Raw genomic sequence first — 16,156 nt, forward strand, 5'->3', positions numbered from 1 at the left:
TTCCGGCCATCTCGCGATGTCGGGCGGTGTGGAGGAGAAAGGTGCTGGGGATCTCGGCCGCCGCGGCAGTGAAGGACGACCCGGTGGACGACGAGTTGAACGACGCTCGGGATACGCGGCTGCGGTTGGTGCGTGCGATGATGTGGGCCGCCCTCGGCTTGATCATGGCCTTCCGGCTGATGGTGGCGTTGGAGCAAGGGCTCGCGTGGCTGGTCGTGCTCGTCACGATGGCTCCCTATCCGCCGCTGGTGGCGCTGCTGACCGGTCCGCATGGCCTCCGCGTCCGCAACGGCCTGCTGGCGGCCCTGGTGGTGCTGTACGCGGTGCCGTTCGCCGTCGCGGGCACGCAGTGGGAGTGGCTGCCATGGCCGCTGGCGGTCGCGGTGCTGTGCTCCTTCCGGGGGAGGGTCGCCTGGCCGCTGTTCGGGCTCATCCTGGTCGCCACGGGCGTCGCCGGATTGTGGGCTGGCGACGACGCGCTGACGGCGATCATCAGAGCGCTGAAGACCACCACCAACGGTCTGATCATCTTTGGCCTGTACGCCCTGGCGGTGATGGCGGCCAGGCTAGACGCCGCACGCGGGGATCTGGCGCGGTTGGAACTGCTGCGGGAACGGCGACGGCTCGGCGGAGAACTGGGCGCGGTCGTCGGCGCGCACCTGCGGACGGTCTCGGAGCGGCTCGCGCAAGCCGTCGACGCCGAACCGGACATCGCACGGAACCGGCTCCACGCGGCCGTCGGCACCGCCCGGCAGGCTCTGGCCGACATCCGCGCGACGGCCGCCGGCTACCGCGTTTCGCCCCCTCCGCCGGCGCCGATCGAGTCGCCGAAGGTGGCGCGCCTCACGCTGGCCGCGCTGCTCGCCTGCCAGGCATCGCTCCACGCGGTCATCTCCGTCGTGACCTACCACAGGCCGTGGACACTGCTCCTGACGGTGCCGTTGATGTGCGCGGCCGGAGTGATCCAGCTGCTGATGAAGCCGTCACGCAAACAGATGATCCTTCTCGGGCTGCTGCTGGGTGTCCCCGCCCTACCGTTCGGCTACCTGCTCTGGGAACTCGTCTTCCTCACCTGTCTGTGGCCTTTCTTCCTCGGGCTGGTGCTCACCCGCATGCGGCCGCCGCGCTCCATGGCCATCACCGGTGTGGCGGTGGCGCTGTACGTCTCACTCTTCTTCTACCCGCCGCCGGCCTCCAACCTGGCGGGGATGGTGGCGAACCTGATATCCATGGCCATCCTCACCTGGGCCTCCTACGGTTTGATCCGGCTGTCGAATCTGGTGGTCCTGCTCCACCAGGCTCAGCGGGACCTGACCCGCGAAGCCCTCATCCAGGAGCGCACCCGGGTCGCCCGCGACCTGCACGACCTGTTGTCCTTCAGCCTGTCGGCGGTGGCGCTCAAGGGAGAGCTGTGCGAGCGCTTGCTGGACATCGACCCGGCACGCGCCCGCGCCGAACTGGCCGCGCTGCCCGAACTGGTCGAGCGTGCACGGGCCGAACTGGAATCAGTGTCCCACGCGACCGTGGGGCTACGCCTGAACCAGGAGCTGGCCGCAGCGCACACCGTCCTGGAGGCCGCCGGGATACGGGCTGTCACCACCATCGAGCCCGGACCCCTGCCACCTGAGGTGGACACGGCGGTGGCTGCGGCATTGCGCGAGGCGATCACCAACGTCGTACGACACAGCACCGCCCGAACCTGCACCATCACCATCGTCTCAGTGGGCCACACAGTCCGGCTGCGCGTCGTCAACGATGGAGCCGCCGAAGCCCCGCCCTCAGCTCCGCAACCAGGCCCTGGCGGATCAGGGCTGACCGGCTTGGCCGAACGCACCGGAGGCCGGCTCACCGCCGGATCACAAATGGGCGGCCGCTTCGAACTGGTCGCCGAATTCGCCACAGGCTGTCATCAACACTTACCCCAGCCCGCCGGCGAAACCCCTGGGTGAATCTTGAAACGCCAGCCGATTAGCCGGTCAAGCTCGTATTGGACAGCCACCCATTCCGGAAGCAGTTCCAGGCCGGGCGTAAGCATTGAGATCGTTTCATCCTGAATTCGCTGGTGTCATGGCTCTGGTGTGATGGCCTAAGGGCGTGCTCTCGCTGGTGGGGATGACGGCGATCCTGTCGGGAGACGGCGTGCGCCGGCGCGAGCCGATCGCCTTCAGGTGGCCGCGCGGCAGGTCGGCCAGGAACGTCAGGGTCTGGGTGGACAGCGGTAGGCTGCAGGTGTAGGCAAGCGACGGCGCGTCCCCGGCGGGTTGTGGTGTTGTCGTCACAAGCCGCGATGGCCCCTACCGGGGGCGCACCCCAGGCTTCCCGGGGGGCACGCCCTGGTCAGGGGCTTCAAGGCTTCAGGGCTTCGAGACACCGCTAACGGGCCTGATCAAGGCAGCGGGGCGAACGCGCCGCTGGGGGGTCTTGCGCAGCCAGCCCCGCTCGGCCAGCCGGTTCAGCTTGGCCCGCACTCCCTCCACCTGTCCCGACTCGACAGACAGCCCGAGCCGCTCACAGATCGCCTTGCAGATCATCGGGCCACCGGCGGCGCGCACCGCCCCAGCAGCGCCTGGTAGTCGGCGGGGAGATCGTGAACTTCATGAGTCCGGTGACGGGGCGGGATCAGCGGGCCTGCGGCCGGTGGCTCGGCCACCGTCCCGGGGGGGCAGCGCCACCGGGTACCCCGCCCCCTCGTCCTCAGGGTCGTCGTCCGGAGCGGCTGTCTCCCTGGCCTGGTCGTGCCCGGCCAGGATCTCCTTGACCACCTGCTCGGCCACCCTGAGCCGTTCCAGATCGTCCTCGGTCTCGGTCGGCTGCGTACACAGTTCAGCGTGCGCGGTCGTGAAGACCAGGCGCGGTGATCTCCTCCAGCAGCCACTGCGACACGGGCATCCTCCGGCCTGCGACACACCAGTTACCCGATGAAAGCGTCCGGATATGGACGATAACGATCCGTCTCGTGTCGTCGCGGCCGAGTCCCGGAACATCCGCTTTTGCCCATGACGGACGATCAAGAGCGATGATCCTCGCCGCCTACCAGCAGACATCACGCCACCTCGGACCAGGCCACCCTCTCCGACCTGCAGAAACAGGATGGAATTAGCTCACTGAGCTCACGCGCTGAGCTCACGCGCTGGGCTCACGTGCTGGGCTCACGCACTGGGCTCACGCACTGGGCTCACGCACTGAGCTCCGGCACGGGATCGGACACCGGAGCCCGGCAGACCGGGCCTGGCGCAGGGAGGCCCTGCGCTGAAAGGCTCTGGCGGACCGTGCCGGTGCCGGACGGCCCGGATCCCCGCATGGGGGACCGGGCCCTTCACGTTCGAGGAAGGGACGAATGATCGACGAAGTCGACGGGTGGGAGTACCGGAACCCCGTCATCTCCGGATTCCACCCCGACCCATCGGTGTGCCGGGTGGGCGAGGACTACTACCTGGTGACCTCCAGCTTCGAGTGGTTCCCCGGCGTGCCCGTCTTCCACAGCCGCGACCTGGTCAACTGGCGGCAGCTCGGGCACGTGCTCGACCGCCCGTCCCAGCTCGACCTGGACGGCATGCGGCCCTCGGGCGGCGTCTACGCCGCCACCATCCGGCATCACGACGGCGTCTTCTACGTCGTCACCACCCTCGTGGACGGGCGGGGCAACTTCATCGTCACCGCCGACGACCCCGCGGGCCCCTGGAGCGAACCCCGATGGCTGCCGGGCACCCGCGGCATGGATCCCTCGCTGCTGTTCGACGACGACGGCCGGCTCTGGTTCACCGGCACCAGGGAGAAGGAGGCGGCCCGCTATCCCGGCGACACCGAGGTCTACCTCCTGGAGCTCGACCCGGCCACGCTGGAGCCGCGTGGCGAGGAGCGGGTCGTCTGGGAGGCCGTCCAGCGGGGCGCGGTGTGGTGCGAGGGACCGCACCTGTACAAGATCGGCGGCAGGTACTACCTGCTGACCTCGGAGGGCGGCACGTCGTACGACCACGCGGTCGTGGTCGCCAGGGCCGACCACGTCACCGGGCCGTACGAGCCGAACCCGCGCAACCCGATCCTCACCCACAGGCATCTCGGCATCGGCCATCCCATCGCCTGCACGGGTCACGCCGACCTGGTGGAGACCCAGAACGGCGAGTGGTGGACGGTGCTGCTGGCCACGCGCCCGTACGGCACCCCGGGCGACCTCGGCGCCGGCAACCTGAGGGGCGACAACCTGGGCAGGGAGACGTTCCTCACCCGGGTCTCCTGGGAGGACGGCTGGCCGGTCGCCGCGCAGGTCGAGCCCGTGGCCGCGGGACCGGCGCTGCCCGAGCACCGCTGGCCCGCCGTCCCCGCCTGCGACCACTTCGACGCCGACCGGCTCTCGCCCGTCTGGAACCACCTGCGCACCCCGCGCACGTCCTACTGGAGCCTCGGCGACAGCCGCCTGCGGCTGCGGCTGCGGCCCGAGACGCTGGCCCAGCGGGTCAACCCGAGCCTGGTCGCCCGCAGACAGCAGCACACGGACTTCGCCGTCCACGCCGCGCTCGACTTCACGCCCGCGGCCGGGGAGTGCGCCGGTCTCGCGCTGGTGCAGAACGACGACCACCACGTGCTGCTCGTACGGACCGTACGCGGCCTGGAACTCGTCCGCAGGAAGGCGGGCGGCGACGACCTGCTCGCCTCCGTACGGGTGCCCGGCCAGCGGAGGCTGTATCTCGGCGTGGAGGCGCGCGGGCAGGCCTACCAGGCCAGGTTCGCGGTGGCGGCGGGGGAGTGGACCGACCTCGGCGACCCGGTGGACGGCAGGATCCTCAGCAGCGCCGTGGCCGGCGGCTTCACCGGCGCCTACGTCGGCATGTACGCCAGCTCCAACGGCCGCCCGAGCTCCAACGTCGCCGCGTTCGACTGGTTCGAGTACCTGCCGCTCGGCCCGTGACCCGGCCCTGACCCGGCGCCTCCGGCCGCGACTCAGCCCATGATGCGGCGGAAGGCGGAGCCGGCCGCCCGCACCGCCAGGGCGGGCGAGAGCCGTACGGCCCGCCAGGTGGCGCGGGCGGACGCGGGCGCGACGATGAGCGCCTGGTTCCTGGCCACGCCGCGCAGCACGTCGCGGGCGAGCGACTCCACGGGATACAGGCGGCCCTGGGCCCGCACGGCCGTCGTGCGGGCCCGCAGGCCGATCTCGGTCTGCGGCAGCCCGGGGTTGGCGTTGTCCAGCAGCGGGGTGTCGGTGAACCCGGGGCACACCACGCTGACCTTCACGCCCTGCGCCGCCGCCTCGGCCCGCAGCGCGAGCGACAGCCCGACGACGGCGTGCTTGGTCGCCGTGTAGGGCAGCATCATGGGCGCGGGGGCCAGCCCCGCCAGCGACGCGGTGTTGACGATGTGCCCGTAGCCCTGCTCGATCATGAGCGGGTACGCCGCGTGCACGCCGTGGACCACCCCGCGCAGGTTCACGTCGATCGTCCGGTTCCAGTGGTCGAGCGTGAGCTCCTCGGCACGGCCGCCCACCGCGATGCCGGCGTTGTTGAACAGGAAGTCGAGCCGCCCGTGCCGGGCCGCCACCCCGGTGACCAGATCCCGCACGGCCTGCGCGTCGGAGACGTCGCACACGACGCCCGCGCAGCCGAGATCCTTGGCGGCGTCCTCGGCCCCCCGGACGTCGGCGATCGTCACGTGGACGCCGCGCCGTACGAGCTCGGCGGCGACGGCCAGCCCGATCCCCGACGCTCCTCCCGTGACGACGGCGGTCTTCCTCACGCGTTTCCCCTCGCCTGAGCCTTCGGCTCATCCCCGATGCCCATCGCCCGCCAAAGACGGCGGCCGACCGAGTTCATCATGCCCAGATCGGCGCAAAGCTCTCTTGCCCTGGCCACCGATTCGCGGGTCCGCGCGGCCGCCCCGGGGTTCTCCCGCCGACGACGAGCTCATCATTTTCCCTGGTCACGGCGGTCTTCGGCGCGGCGGACACGCCGCCCTCCCTCCCGGCGCCGCAATTGTACGAGTCATCCAATAACTGGGAAAGGGGGCGCCGTGTCGCGACTCCGCGGATTTCCCGGCCGCCAAGATTTCCGCGCGGTACAGTTCGGCGAGGTCACCCGTGTATGACCTTCATGAACGGCCCTCCCTCGCCTACTGTCGAAGCGAGGGGACGGCGAATTGGAGCCCGCGTGCCTGAATCCTGCGACGTCGTGATCATCGGTGGTGGCGTGATCGGCTGCGCGATCGCGCACAGGCTCGCCGCGCGCGGCACGAGCGTGGTGCTCGTGGACGCGGGGCAGCGTCTCGGGCTCGGCGCCTCCGACGGCGCGATGGGCGGCATCCTGACCCAGACGGAGCCCTCCTGCCTCGGCCCGCTCAGCAGCGTCATCAAACGCAGCCGCGACGCCTACCCGGGATGGCTGGAGGAGATCCGCGCCGACTCCGGGGTCGAGGTCCCGGTGCTGGACGGCGGCGACATCCAGGTCGCGCTGGACGAGGCCGAGATGGAGCGCCTGGAGTCCAAGGTGCTGCCGCAGTGGAAGAACTCGCCGTTCGCCGTCGAGCGGCTGACCGCGGCCGACGCCAGGAGTCTCGAACCGCTGCTGAGCGAGCGCGTCGTCGGCGGTTTCCTGCTGCCCGAGGAGCTCGCGCTCGATCCGAGGGTGCTCATGGCCGCCCTGGCGACGGCCGTGCTGTCGGGGCGCACGCCGATCCGGGTGCTCAGCGCGGTGCGCGCCACCGGCCTGCGGACCGGGCCGAGCGGAGTCGAGGTGGACCTCCACGACGGCCGCCGGGTGTCGGCGGAGCAGGCCGTCGTCGCGGCCGGCCACCTGAGCGGGGTCTTCCTGCCGAGCCACCGCGACCACCTGTTCCCCATCAAGGGCGTGGCCTTCGACGTCCGCCCGCCCGGGGCCGGCACCTACCCGCTGCGCCACCACATCTTCGCGGAGATCAAGGAGGACGGGCGGGAGTACTTCCCCTATCTCGTCCCCCGGCACGACGGCAGAGTGGCCGTCGGCGTCACCTACGAGGAGAACGTGGGGGACGTGACGGTGACCGCCGCGGCGATCGAGGAGATCCGGCGGGGCGTCGCGGCCCTGATGCCCAGGGCGGCCACCTGGCCCATCGGCCGGCGCTGGGCCGGACTGCGGCCGGGCAGCGCCGACCACATGCCCGTCATCGGCCACGTGGACGACCACGGCCGCGTCGTGGCGGCGACCGGTCACAGCGGCCTCGGCGTCACGCTCGCGCCCGTCACGGCGGAGCTGGTGGCGGCCCTCGTCGGCGGGACCGCCGGCGCCCGGGAGAGCGAGCTGCTCGCCGTCTGCCGGCCCGACCGCCCCTTCCCGCCCGCACCGGCTCCGTCCGCCCCGGCCGCGCCGCCGGTCTCGCCCACGCCGCCGGTCTCGTCTACGCCGGTCTCGCCTACGCCGCCGGTGTCGCCGCCTCCCACAGCTCGGTGAACCGCTCGGCCCGCTCGCGCACCCTCTCCTGGTCCTGTACGAGGACCGTGCTGTGGATCACCGGGGCGATGCCGTCGCCGACCTGCGGGGCGGGGTTGGACTCGTAGTAGACGACCCCGTCGAACAGGATGAAGTCGGACAGCGAGCCGCGCAGCAGGGGCGGCGCGTCGGCGAGCAGGAGCGTGCGCACCTCGATCCCGACCGTGGTCTGCCACTTCCACACCCGGCGGAACGCCTCGGAGTCGAGCCGCTCGGAACGATCCACCACGAACACCCGGCGCACCCGCGCCCCACGCTGGACGAGGTCGCGCTGCAGCTTGACGTAGCGCTGCCCGAGGTCGGTGTGCCAGAAGCCGCCCTCGAACTCGGTGTCGCGGGCGTCCACGCTGGTCAGGCTGATCGCGTCGAGACTGACCCGGGCGTTGCGCGCGAGCGCGAGCAGCCAGTCGCGGTCCTCGCCCTCGTACAGCGCGTACCTGCCGTCGGACAGCTCGCCGAGGAACTTCGCCATCCGGGTGACCTCGTGGTGCACCAGGCTCTTGACGAGGCCGGGCATGTCGTCACGGATCTTGGCGGCGTTCTGCACCAGCTCGGCCACCCCCCTGGTCTCCAGCGCGGACATCTCCACGACGCCGAACAGCTTGCTCGCTTCGTTGATCTTCGAGAAGCTGTCGGCCACCAGGTTGTGGGTCTTCGTGTGCTGCCTGCGCTGCTCCTGCAGCACGGTCTCGAGCTGGTCGTCCACGTCGGCGAGGAACTGCACGACGAAGACGACGCCGCTGATGAACGTCGCGAGCAGCAGGCTCCACAGGTCCTCGTTCGGTCCGTGGATGAGCGCGTTGCTCACCAAATAGCTCACGCCGCCCACGAGCACCGTCACGAGGACCTTGCGCACGATCCTCGGGACGAGCGACGGGGAAGGCTCGGGTGTCGCTCCGGTCATGGTCACCTCCGTCCGGCATCTGCGGTCGCGTTGAGCAGGGCCAAAGTGTTCATCGCGACCTGGTCGCGGACCCGGTCGACCAGGGAGCGCCACTGCCGGGTGAACCCCGGGCGCCGCTCCAGGCTCTCCCAGAAGGGCGTCAGCCACTCCTCGACCCGGGCGGCGGGCATCCACAGGTGCATGAGGTGGTCGATGGCCGGTGCCAGGCGGGCCACGGCCTGGGCTCCCGGAGTCCCGCCGATCCGCGCCCGCTCGACGATGACCAGCAGCGACGTCAGCAGCCAGTCGTGCGTCGCCAGGTCCTCGCACAGGTCGACCACGGCGGTGGTGAACGGGCCGGGATGCGTCAGGCGCAGCGTCCGCTCCTGCTCGGCGTGCAGGGTGAAGCGGATCGACGGCTCGCCGGTCTCGGCCACCCACCGCAGGCTCGTACGCGGGATCTTGAAGGGGGCCCGCCGGTCCAGCAGCGTGGACTGCTGCACGAGGTCGAGGAAGCGACCGCTGACGGCCCCCAAATCGAGGCAGGCGCCGTCGGGGCGGCCGGGCGCGGAGTCGCCGGTGAACCCCTCGGCGAGGTCGGCCGCCTTCGCCTTGCCCAGGACCTCCACGACCCCCGGCCGGGCCAGGTAGTGCGACCAGGGGAGCCTGCGGTCGGCGTCCGAGCGCACCACCCGGACGTACGAGGATCCCTGGGCCACCCGGCCCCCGGTCACCGCGCAGCGGGACACCACCGTGCCGACGCCCCTGACCCGGGAACGGGACGCGGTGGGCAGCGCGCAGTCCACCCCGGTCAGCCGCTCCGGCGACAGCGCGTGGACGATGGGACGGCGGGAGACGCGCACGGTCTCCCCGGCCATGAGTCCGAGCACCTGACGGCACGTCGACTCGGAGATCTCCCCCGAGTTCTGCAGCAGCCCGGTGTGGACTTCCCCCATCACCAGCATCGGGCCGCCCCCATAATCGAAACCCTCAGACGAAGACGTAGGAGATGCGGTCGACGAGCTCCTCTTCGAGCCGGACTCCCTCGCTCTCACTCCGGGTGGCGACCTGCCGCAGGACCTCGTCGTCCACCGCGACCTGGCTCAGGATCGTCCGTACGGCCAGCTCGACGGGCAGGAACCGGGGGGAGAGGACGGACAGCGTGGTGTACGCGCTGAACGGCGCGGCCTGGGGGTTGAGCCGGACGACCGCGGGCAGCCCGTCCCAGTCGCGGGGCCAGCCGCCGTCCAGGGCGACCGGCGGGAGCGGCACCTGGCCGTCGCTGCGCAGCAGCCCCAGCCGCAGGAGCTGCCAGACGGCCGCGAGGAAGGGGCACGACCAGGTGCGCCGCGGCCCCTTCTCGTCCCACAGCTCGACGTCCACGAAGATCGAGTGGCCGCGCTTGGCGTTCTGCGCGGGCGGCTCCCACGGCCGGGTCTTCCCCATGGCCTGCATGGGCGCGGTGCGGGGCGAGCGGGAGCCGTTGCACAGCCAGCCCGTCTCCTTCACCGGGGGGCGGGAGCCGTCGGTCTCCGGCGGCGGGTCGTCCACGAGCCGGTCCTCCACGAGCCGGGCCAGCTCGACGCCGCCCGACTGCGCGTCCTCGAACTGGGCACAGGCCGACTCGCGGGCCAGGTAGTCGATGGACAGGTCGTGTTCCGCCGCCGCCTCCAGGACCATCGGGACCAGTTCGGCCGGCGTGCTGAAGCGGCTGAAGTAGTCGTCCACGAGGAAGCAGGTGCTCACCCGGGCCCGGCCGCCCGGCACCCGCTCCTGCCACAGGGAGCGGACCGTGGCGAGCCACGGCGCGACCCTGCGGAACTGCTCGCGCAGCCGGTCGGGGCCCGCCTCGTAGTCCTCCATGTACAGGTGCCCGAGCTCGACGGACACATGGGAGAGGGGCACGGAGGCGATCCTGCGCTCGGCCGCCACCTCGCCGAACGTCGCGTGCACCGGCGTCACAAGCCCTCCCACGCGCTGTCGTCGACGATCTTCTTGGCGAGATCCTCGAACGCGGTGGCGGTCTCCGCGTTGGCGATCTTGCTGGCCAGCACGTCCTCGTCGGTGATGAGCTGCTCGCGCCACTGCAGGACCGGGTCCAGCGGGATCTTGCCGAGCATGGCGGTGCGGCCGACGCCGTGGCGGCCGGCCAGCTCGCGCAGCTCGCTGTCGCACGCGCTCAGCCAGGCCCGCTGCTCGTCGCGCAGCCCGACGAGCTCCGCGGCGTCCGGTTCGAGCACGGCCGTGCGCACGAAGCGGATGCGGTCGCGCAGGTCGTCGGTGTCGTGGCCGAACCTGGTGCCGACGTCGAGCAGCCCGTCGGCGCCGGTGACGAGCCCGTCGGCCGCGATGATGTGCTGGCGCGTCCAGCGGTGGAAGACGAGCCACCGGAACGGGATCGCGGGCATCCGCACGGTCGCCGCCAGGACCAGCTCCGCGGTGAACGACCGGCCCGCGCTGACGTCGATCATGCAGAGGTCGAACTCCTCGTCCAGCCGCCCGAGCAACTGGACGCAGCGGCCGACGACCTCGTCGGTGAGGGCCGACAGCTCGCCGCCGCCCTCGCTGCCCGGCAGCAGCACGAGCCGCCCCGCGCCGGGCGGGCGGGTGCGCAGCCCCTCGCGGTCGGACTCGGCCCACACGTCCACCCGCCGCGGCTGCGGGCATTCGCCCCGCAGGTAGTGGTGCAGGCCGTTCTCCCGGGTGCCGCGGGCCACCGCGCTGACGCTGAAGATGGCTCCCGCGGTCGGCGAGCCGAAGTCGAAGTCCAGGTAGCACACGTCGTTGCCCTGCAGGGCGTGGCGGTACACGATGTTGGTGCCGGTGACCGAGCGCCCGGTCCCGCCCTTGTCGGAGATCGCGAAGACGAGCAATTCAGATCGCCTCCGACGCGCTGTCGCGGGCGGCGGACAGCCGTTCGAGCCCGAGCAGGGCGTCGCTGATCAGCGCCTGCGCGGTGGCCGGCCGGTCGCTGACGATCGCCCTGGCGCGCTGCAGCGACGCCTGGATCGAGCGCAGCTTGGGCTGGATCGTCTGGCCGCCCACCAGCGGCCGGGTGACCAGCTCCTGGTCGAGCAGGTGCTCGGCCTCCCCGAGCATCTGGAGGGCGAGCTCGACGAGCTGGGGGCTGCGCAGCGGCGGCTCCCCGCTGGAGGACGCGGCGGAGACGAGGAACTCGACGACCCGCTCGCTGAAGTACCAGGACGGCTCCTCGTCGCGCACCTGGATGTCGGTGAAGGCGTTGCCCGGCTGGTCCCACAGGCCGGCGGCCGGGCCGTCCGTGTGGCGGCGCAGCATGATGTGCCGCCAGATCTGGTCGGCGAGGGCGACCAGCCGCTCGCGCATCCGCGTGTTCTGCGCGATGGAGGCGGCCCAGATGGTGCGTTTCAGCAGCGTGATGGAGAAGTCGGAGACGACCCAGAGCAGGTGCGGGCCGAGCGTGTCGCTGCCGTGCAGGTTGATCGGAACGCCGGGGGAGTGCATGAGCACGGGCGGGTCGCCCGCCACCGCCCTGCGGGTGATCCTGGCGCGGATGGCCAGCTCCTCCAGCACGGCGGCGACCCGGCCGAGGTCGACGTCGGCCGCCCGGTTGTTGACCAGGCTCTGCACGACCATGGCGGTGACGCCGAGGCTGTAGTAGTCCGACTCCTTCTCGTCGACCGTCCGCCAGGGGATGTCCTCCAGCGGCCACGTGCCCCGTCCGAACGTCGCGATGGTGCGCCAGTAGGACTGGGTGAGGTCCCAGCGGCGCTGGATGGCCTGGGCGAGGGTGATCTGGTCGTCGTTGAGCAGGCTCAGGACGCGGGTGCGGGAGGAGAACAGGTCGGCGATGCCGACGAGGGCGTTGACGGTGAAGTACAGGAACGGGGTGTCGGCGGCCACGCCCATGGGCTGGGGGCCGATGTCGAGCGGCGTGACGATGTCGGGGGCGTCCTTCACAATGCCCCACGTCCACCCGCACTCGAACAGCAGGTTCTCGTTGTCCAGGTCCACCTGGCTGCCCGAGCCGATGGTCAGGTCGCGCAGGCCGGCCCGTACGGGCCGCAGCTCGCGCCGCAGGTCCTCGAGCACGCGGCGGGTGGGCGCGCCGGTCTGGTTCACGGTGCGCAGCAGCGCGCGGCCCGCCGTGGAGCCGGGGTCGAACGCGTTGACCGTGAAGCTGCGCAGCAGGCCCGCCATCGCGGCCGACAGCCGCTTGCTGGCCAGGTCCTCCAGTTCGCGGATCTCGCGGCGGATCGACTCGCGCCGCACGCTCTGACGGAAGACCTTCAGGAAGCCGAGTGTGCCGAGCGCGAGTGTGACCGACATGGAGAAGGAGTCGACCACGTCGAGCTGGAGCTGCTCGGGGGTGACCTTCGCCTCGTCGTCCAGCGGCCGGAAGTAGCTGCCGCCGGAGAACAGGGGCCGCCCGTCCTCGGCGGTGTAGGTGCGCAGATACTGTCCGATCACCCGCAGCAGCAGCTTGGGGATCTCCACCGAGTCGCCCAGGACGGCGAGCGTGGCCAGCACGTCGTCGGCCGTCTCGTCCGGGGTGTCCAGGCGGAAGCCGGGCAGTTCGGAGGCCGGGTACATGAAGCACAGAAGCTGTTCGGCGTCCGAGATGGAGTTCGACCCGTCGCGGCCTCCCCAGTTCCAGACACCGTCCCGGTAGGAGGCGCGCGCGGCCGCCTCCCACAGCTCCAGAAGCTGCTGTCGCGGCTGGATTTTCATCCGTGGCCCTCTCTGCGCTGCGCCGTGCGCGCCCTCTCCGTGCCGCCGCAGCGGAGAAAAGCCCGCTCGTGTGGCCGGGCGGGAACGAGGCCGGGGTCCTCAGACCCTCCCTAGGGGTTTCCTTTTCCGATTCAGGTGGAGACGGAACCACCACAACCCTTATACCATTGGATTCCTGCTCCGTCGCCTGGACCATCCGTGGTATTTCATGCGCCGCCTGGTTGTCGTGATTGCAGAGATACCACAGAGAAAAACAGACATTCATGTCCTAAGTCTGAGAGATATTTGAAATGTCCCAAACTGCGGCTCCAAGGGATATAACGGACTATCGTCCCGCGCAGCCGCGGCCGGCGGCCGGAGCGGAGCTCAGGGGTGGGACGGTCCTCGTGACCGGCGCCGGCATCGACACGGCGCTGCTGGAGCCGCTCGCCCGGCAGGGGCTCACGGTGCGGCGGCCCGCGTCGCCGCTGACCGAGGACCTCCTGGCGCGCGAGCTGCGGGGAGCCGTCGCCTATCTGCACGGGGGCGAGGAGCGGGCGACCGCGCGGGCCCTGCGCAAGGCGCACAAGACGCTGAAGGTCGTGGCCTTCCTCGGCGTGGGCTACGAGAACTTCGTCGACGTGGCGGCGGCCGACCGGCTGGGCATCGCCGTCACGAACACGCGGGGGGCGGCCACCGACGCGGTGGCCACGTTCACGGTCGCCCAGATCGTCAACGCCAACCTGGGCATCCCCCGGCACCTGGGCGAGCGGGTCCCCGGCTGGCAGGGCTCCGACGAGCTGCCCCACGAACTCGCCGCGCGCAAGGTCGGCATCATCGGCATGGGCGCGAACGGCCGGCGGATCGCGGAGATCCTGCGGCGGGGCTTCGGCGTCCGCGTGTCCTACTACAGCCGCACCCGCAAGCCGGAGGTCGAACGGGACCTCGGCATCTCCTACCTGTCCCTGCTCGACCTGGCCGCGAGCAGCGACATCCTCGTGGTCATGGTGCCGGAGACGGGCGAGACGCGGTCGATGGTCGACTCGTCGGTGATCGGCCGGATGCCAGAGGGCGCGATCCTCGTCAACACCGCCCGCCCGGCCATCGTCAGTCCCGGCGCCCTTTACACCGGCCTGGAGAAGGGCCGCGTCAGCATGGCGGTCTTCGATGGCTTCTACGGCCGGGAATGCGAGGAGGCCGGCGAATTGCGGCGGGATTTCCCCGACCGCCTCCTCGTCACCGGGCACATCGCCTCCCACACCGCGGAGGCCATGCACCGCATGGTGCGCCAGGCGGTGAAGTCCATTGAAAATGTGCTGACCCGCGGATCGGACGAGCACGAAGTGGGAACGCGTCCCCGGCCCCGTTTCTGAAAAATCGGCACGCGAAACGGTAGGGCGGCGCGTGGAGGGGGAAACCCATTGGGAAACCCCAAGGGAAACCCCTCCACTCTCCCGGGAAGTGATACGTGGACGGCCATGACCCGATCCCCCGTGTGGGGACGATCACGACGCCCACGGGGGCGCGCGCCCTGGTCGAGGCACTGAGGCTGCACGGCGTCGACACGATCTTCGGCATTCCGGGCACCCACAACCTCGCGATCTACGAGGAGCTCGACCGATCGGGCGTGCGCTGCGTGACACCCCGGCACGAGCAGGGCGCGGGATACGCCGCCGACGGGTATGCCAGGGTGACCGGCAGGCCGGGCGTCGTCGTCACCACCACGGGACCCGGCGTGGTCAACGCGGCCACGGCCCTCGGGCAGGCGTACTCCGACTCCTCCCCGATCCTGCTCGTGTCCCCGGGCGTCCCCACCGGCCATCCCCGCGACGGCCGCGGCTACCTGCACGAGAGCAGGGACCAGTCGCGGGCGATCGACGCGCTGTGCGCCTGGAGCCACCGCGTGACGACCGTGCGGGAGATCCCCGCCGCCGTCGCCCGCGCCTTCGGCCGCTTCGCCGAGGGACGCCCCCGGCCGGTCCACATCGAGATCCCCTTCGACCTGCTCGACCTGCGCGGTCCGGTCAAGACCGTCCCGCCGTACCGGATCACCCGCCGCGAGCCCGATCCGGTGGCCCTCGACGCGGCGGCCGGGCTGCTGCGCACGGCGCGCCGCCCGGGGTTCGTGCTCGGCGGCGGCGCGCAATGCCCGGGTGAGCGGCCCCCGGGCGAGGACGAGCCCCCGGTGGGGCGTCTGGCGATGCGCCTGGCGGAACGGCTCGGCGCACGGGTCGTGACCACGGTCAACGGCAAGGGCGCGGTGCCGGAGAGCCACCCGCTGGCGCTCGGCACCACGCTGCACCTGGCGGCCGTCCGCCGGTGGCTCGCCGCGTGCGACGTCGTGCTGGCCGTGGGCACCGAGCTGGGCCCCGCCGACCTGTGGGACGACACCTTCACCCTCTCCGGCCGCCTCGTGCGCGTCGACATCGACCCGGGGCAGATGCACGGCGACCACGTGGCCGACGTGGCGATCGTCGGGGACGCGGAGCTCGCCCTGCGCGGGCTGGCCGAACGGCTCGACGGGCAGGGCGCCGTGCCGCGTCCCCGCCGGGAACGGGATCCCGGCACCGGCCACGAGGCGGAGCTCGAAGAGCTCACCCGCAGATGGTCGGACCAGCTCGCGGCGCTGCGCCGGGCTCTGCCACCGGAGAGCGTCGTGGTGGGGGACAACTCGATGTGCGTCTACCACGGCGCGCTCGTCGGCATGCCGATGGACCCGCCCGGGCGGTTCCTGTTCCCGACCGGGTTCGGCACACTCGGCTTCGCGCTGCCGGCCGCCATCGGCGCCAAGCTCGGCCGGCCCCAGCTCCCCGTGGTGGCGCTGGCGGGCGACGGGGCGTTCCAGTTCAGCCTGCAGGAGCTGGCGACGGCGGTGGAGCTGGAGCTGAGCCTGCCGGTCGTCGTCTTCGCGAACGGCGGCTTCGGGGAGATCCGCGAGGAGATGCGGGAGCGGGGCATGCGGCCGGTCGCCGTGGACCTGCATGCGCCGGACTTCCCCGCACTCGCCGTCGCGTACGGCGCGCGGGGCCATTCCGTCAAGACGCCGGGGGAGCTGGAGGAGGCGGTCGCCGAGGCCCTGCGCGTCCCGGTGCCCACGGTGATCGTCGTGCCCGAGGACGACTGACCGGCC

The 16,156-nt window shown here is 71.5% G+C and carries 14 protein-coding genes; 6 read left to right on the plus strand and 8 right to left on the minus strand.

All coding sequences use genetic code 11. From position 1 onward, the window contains the following. Positions 1 to 41: 41 nt before the first annotated feature. Together BXA11_RS12095 and BXA11_RS43070 are read left to right on the plus strand one after the other, a co-directional pair. Positions 42 to 1,949 (plus strand): sensor histidine kinase, encoded by a 1,908-nt coding sequence (locus BXA11_RS12095; RefSeq protein WP_076434596.1) that lies wholly within the window; start codon positions 42 to 44, stop codon positions 1,947 to 1,949. A 145-nt stretch (positions 1,950 to 2,094) separates the two neighbouring features. Beyond that, positions 2,095 to 2,235, plus strand: a complete 141-nt coding sequence (locus BXA11_RS43070; protein ID WP_159454767.1) for a hypothetical protein — start codon at positions 2,095 to 2,097, stop codon at positions 2,233 to 2,235. 119 nt (positions 2,236 to 2,354) lie between these two features. Here the strand turns inward: BXA11_RS43070 and BXA11_RS43075 are convergent, their stop codons facing one another. Both BXA11_RS43075 and BXA11_RS43080 read right to left on the minus strand, forming a co-directional pair. Next, on the minus strand, positions 2,355 to 2,531 hold the full coding sequence (locus tag BXA11_RS43075) for a hypothetical protein (RefSeq protein WP_159454768.1): 177 nt from the start codon (positions 2,529 to 2,531) through the stop codon (positions 2,355 to 2,357). A 63-nt stretch (positions 2,532 to 2,594) separates the two neighbouring features. Further along, positions 2,595 to 2,774: a hypothetical protein gene (locus BXA11_RS43080; protein WP_076434598.1), complete on the minus strand. Its 180-nt coding sequence runs from the start codon at positions 2,772 to 2,774 to the stop codon at positions 2,595 to 2,597. A gap of 563 nt (positions 2,775 to 3,337) precedes the next feature. Between BXA11_RS43080 and BXA11_RS12110 the strand changes: the two genes are divergently transcribed. Next, on the plus strand, positions 3,338 to 4,906 hold the full coding sequence (locus BXA11_RS12110; RefSeq protein WP_076434599.1) for a glycoside hydrolase family 43 protein: 1,569 nt from the start codon (positions 3,338 to 3,340) through the stop codon (positions 4,904 to 4,906). Between the two features lie 32 nt (positions 4,907 to 4,938). Here the strand turns inward: BXA11_RS12110 and BXA11_RS12115 are convergent, their stop codons facing one another. After that, the gene (locus BXA11_RS12115; RefSeq protein WP_076434600.1) at positions 4,939 to 5,730 is read right to left on the minus strand and encodes an SDR family NAD(P)-dependent oxidoreductase; all 792 of its coding nucleotides are present in this window, start codon (positions 5,728 to 5,730) and stop codon (positions 4,939 to 4,941) included. Between the two features lie 410 nt (positions 5,731 to 6,140). Here BXA11_RS12115 and BXA11_RS12120 point away from each other — a divergent pair, with 410 nt between their 5' ends. Beyond that, the gene (locus tag BXA11_RS12120) at positions 6,141 to 7,415 is read left to right on the plus strand and encodes an NAD(P)/FAD-dependent oxidoreductase (protein WP_159454769.1); all 1,275 of its coding nucleotides are present in this window, start codon (positions 6,141 to 6,143) and stop codon (positions 7,413 to 7,415) included. Here BXA11_RS12120 and BXA11_RS12125 read toward each other — a convergent pair. From BXA11_RS12125 to BXA11_RS12145, 5 genes are read right to left on the minus strand one after another with little or no spacing between them, the layout of a single operon-like run. Further along, positions 7,378 to 8,358 carry a hypothetical protein gene (locus tag BXA11_RS12125; RefSeq protein WP_076434602.1) on the minus strand — a complete coding sequence of 327 codons (981 nt, stop codon included), beginning with the start codon at positions 8,356 to 8,358 and terminating at the stop codon, positions 7,378 to 7,380. The two genes, BXA11_RS12120 and BXA11_RS12125, sit on opposite strands and share 38 nt — an antisense overlap. Before the next feature lie 2 nt (positions 8,359 to 8,360). After that, positions 8,361 to 9,293 carry an SCO2521 family protein gene (locus BXA11_RS12130; RefSeq protein ID WP_143734215.1) on the minus strand — a complete coding sequence of 311 codons (933 nt, stop codon included), beginning with the start codon at positions 9,291 to 9,293 and terminating at the stop codon, positions 8,361 to 8,363. Between the two features lie 34 nt (positions 9,294 to 9,327). Next, positions 9,328 to 10,299 carry an SCO2522 family protein gene (locus BXA11_RS12135; protein WP_030505540.1) on the minus strand — a complete coding sequence of 324 codons (972 nt, stop codon included), beginning with the start codon at positions 10,297 to 10,299 and terminating at the stop codon, positions 9,328 to 9,330. After that, complete coding sequence (locus BXA11_RS12140; protein ID WP_030505539.1) at positions 10,296 to 11,210, minus strand: SCO2523 family variant P-loop protein; 915 nt, start codon at positions 11,208 to 11,210, stop codon at positions 10,296 to 10,298. The genes BXA11_RS12135 and BXA11_RS12140 overlap by 4 nt, the downstream gene beginning before the upstream one ends. Position 11,211: 1 nt before the next feature. Continuing rightward, a complete protein-coding gene (locus tag BXA11_RS12145) occupies positions 11,212 to 13,047 on the minus strand; it encodes an SCO2524 family protein (RefSeq protein WP_030505538.1) in 1,836 nt (611 codons plus the stop codon). 386 nt (positions 13,048 to 13,433) lie between these two features. Here BXA11_RS12145 and BXA11_RS12150 point away from each other — a divergent pair, with 386 nt between their 5' ends. Both BXA11_RS12150 and BXA11_RS12155 read left to right on the plus strand, forming a co-directional pair. After that, a complete protein-coding gene (locus tag BXA11_RS12150; RefSeq protein WP_076434603.1) occupies positions 13,434 to 14,399 on the plus strand; it encodes a 2-hydroxyacid dehydrogenase in 966 nt (321 codons plus the stop codon). Between the two features lie 95 nt (positions 14,400 to 14,494). Beyond that, positions 14,495 to 16,150 carry a thiamine pyrophosphate-binding protein gene (locus BXA11_RS12155; protein ID WP_204053625.1) on the plus strand — a complete coding sequence of 552 codons (1,656 nt, stop codon included), beginning with the start codon at positions 14,495 to 14,497 and terminating at the stop codon, positions 16,148 to 16,150. Positions 16,151 to 16,156: the final 6 nt, after the last annotated feature.

Source organism: Microbispora rosea (assembly GCF_900156315.1).
Classification (GTDB): Bacteria; Actinomycetota; Actinomycetes; order Streptosporangiales; family Streptosporangiaceae; genus Microbispora; species Microbispora rosea.

Coding starts and splice junctions, on each gene's coding strand:
- BXA11_RS43075 (WP_159454768.1), bottom strand. CDS start 2,531: ATGATCTGCAAGGCGATCTGTGAGCGGCTCGGGCTGTCTGTCGAGTCG.
- BXA11_RS12110 (WP_076434599.1), top strand. CDS start 3,338: ATGATCGACGAAGTCGACGGGTGGGAGTACCGGAACCCCGTCATCTCC.
- BXA11_RS12125 (WP_076434602.1), bottom strand. CDS start 8,358: ATGACCGGAGCGACACCCGAGCCTTCCCCGTCGCTCGTCCCGAGGATC.
- BXA11_RS12130 (WP_143734215.1), bottom strand. CDS start 9,293: ATGGGGGAAGTCCACACCGGGCTGCTGCAGAACTCGGGGGAGATCTCC.
- BXA11_RS12145 (WP_030505538.1), bottom strand. CDS start 13,047: ATGAAAATCCAGCCGCGACAGCAGCTTCTGGAGCTGTGGGAGGCGGCC.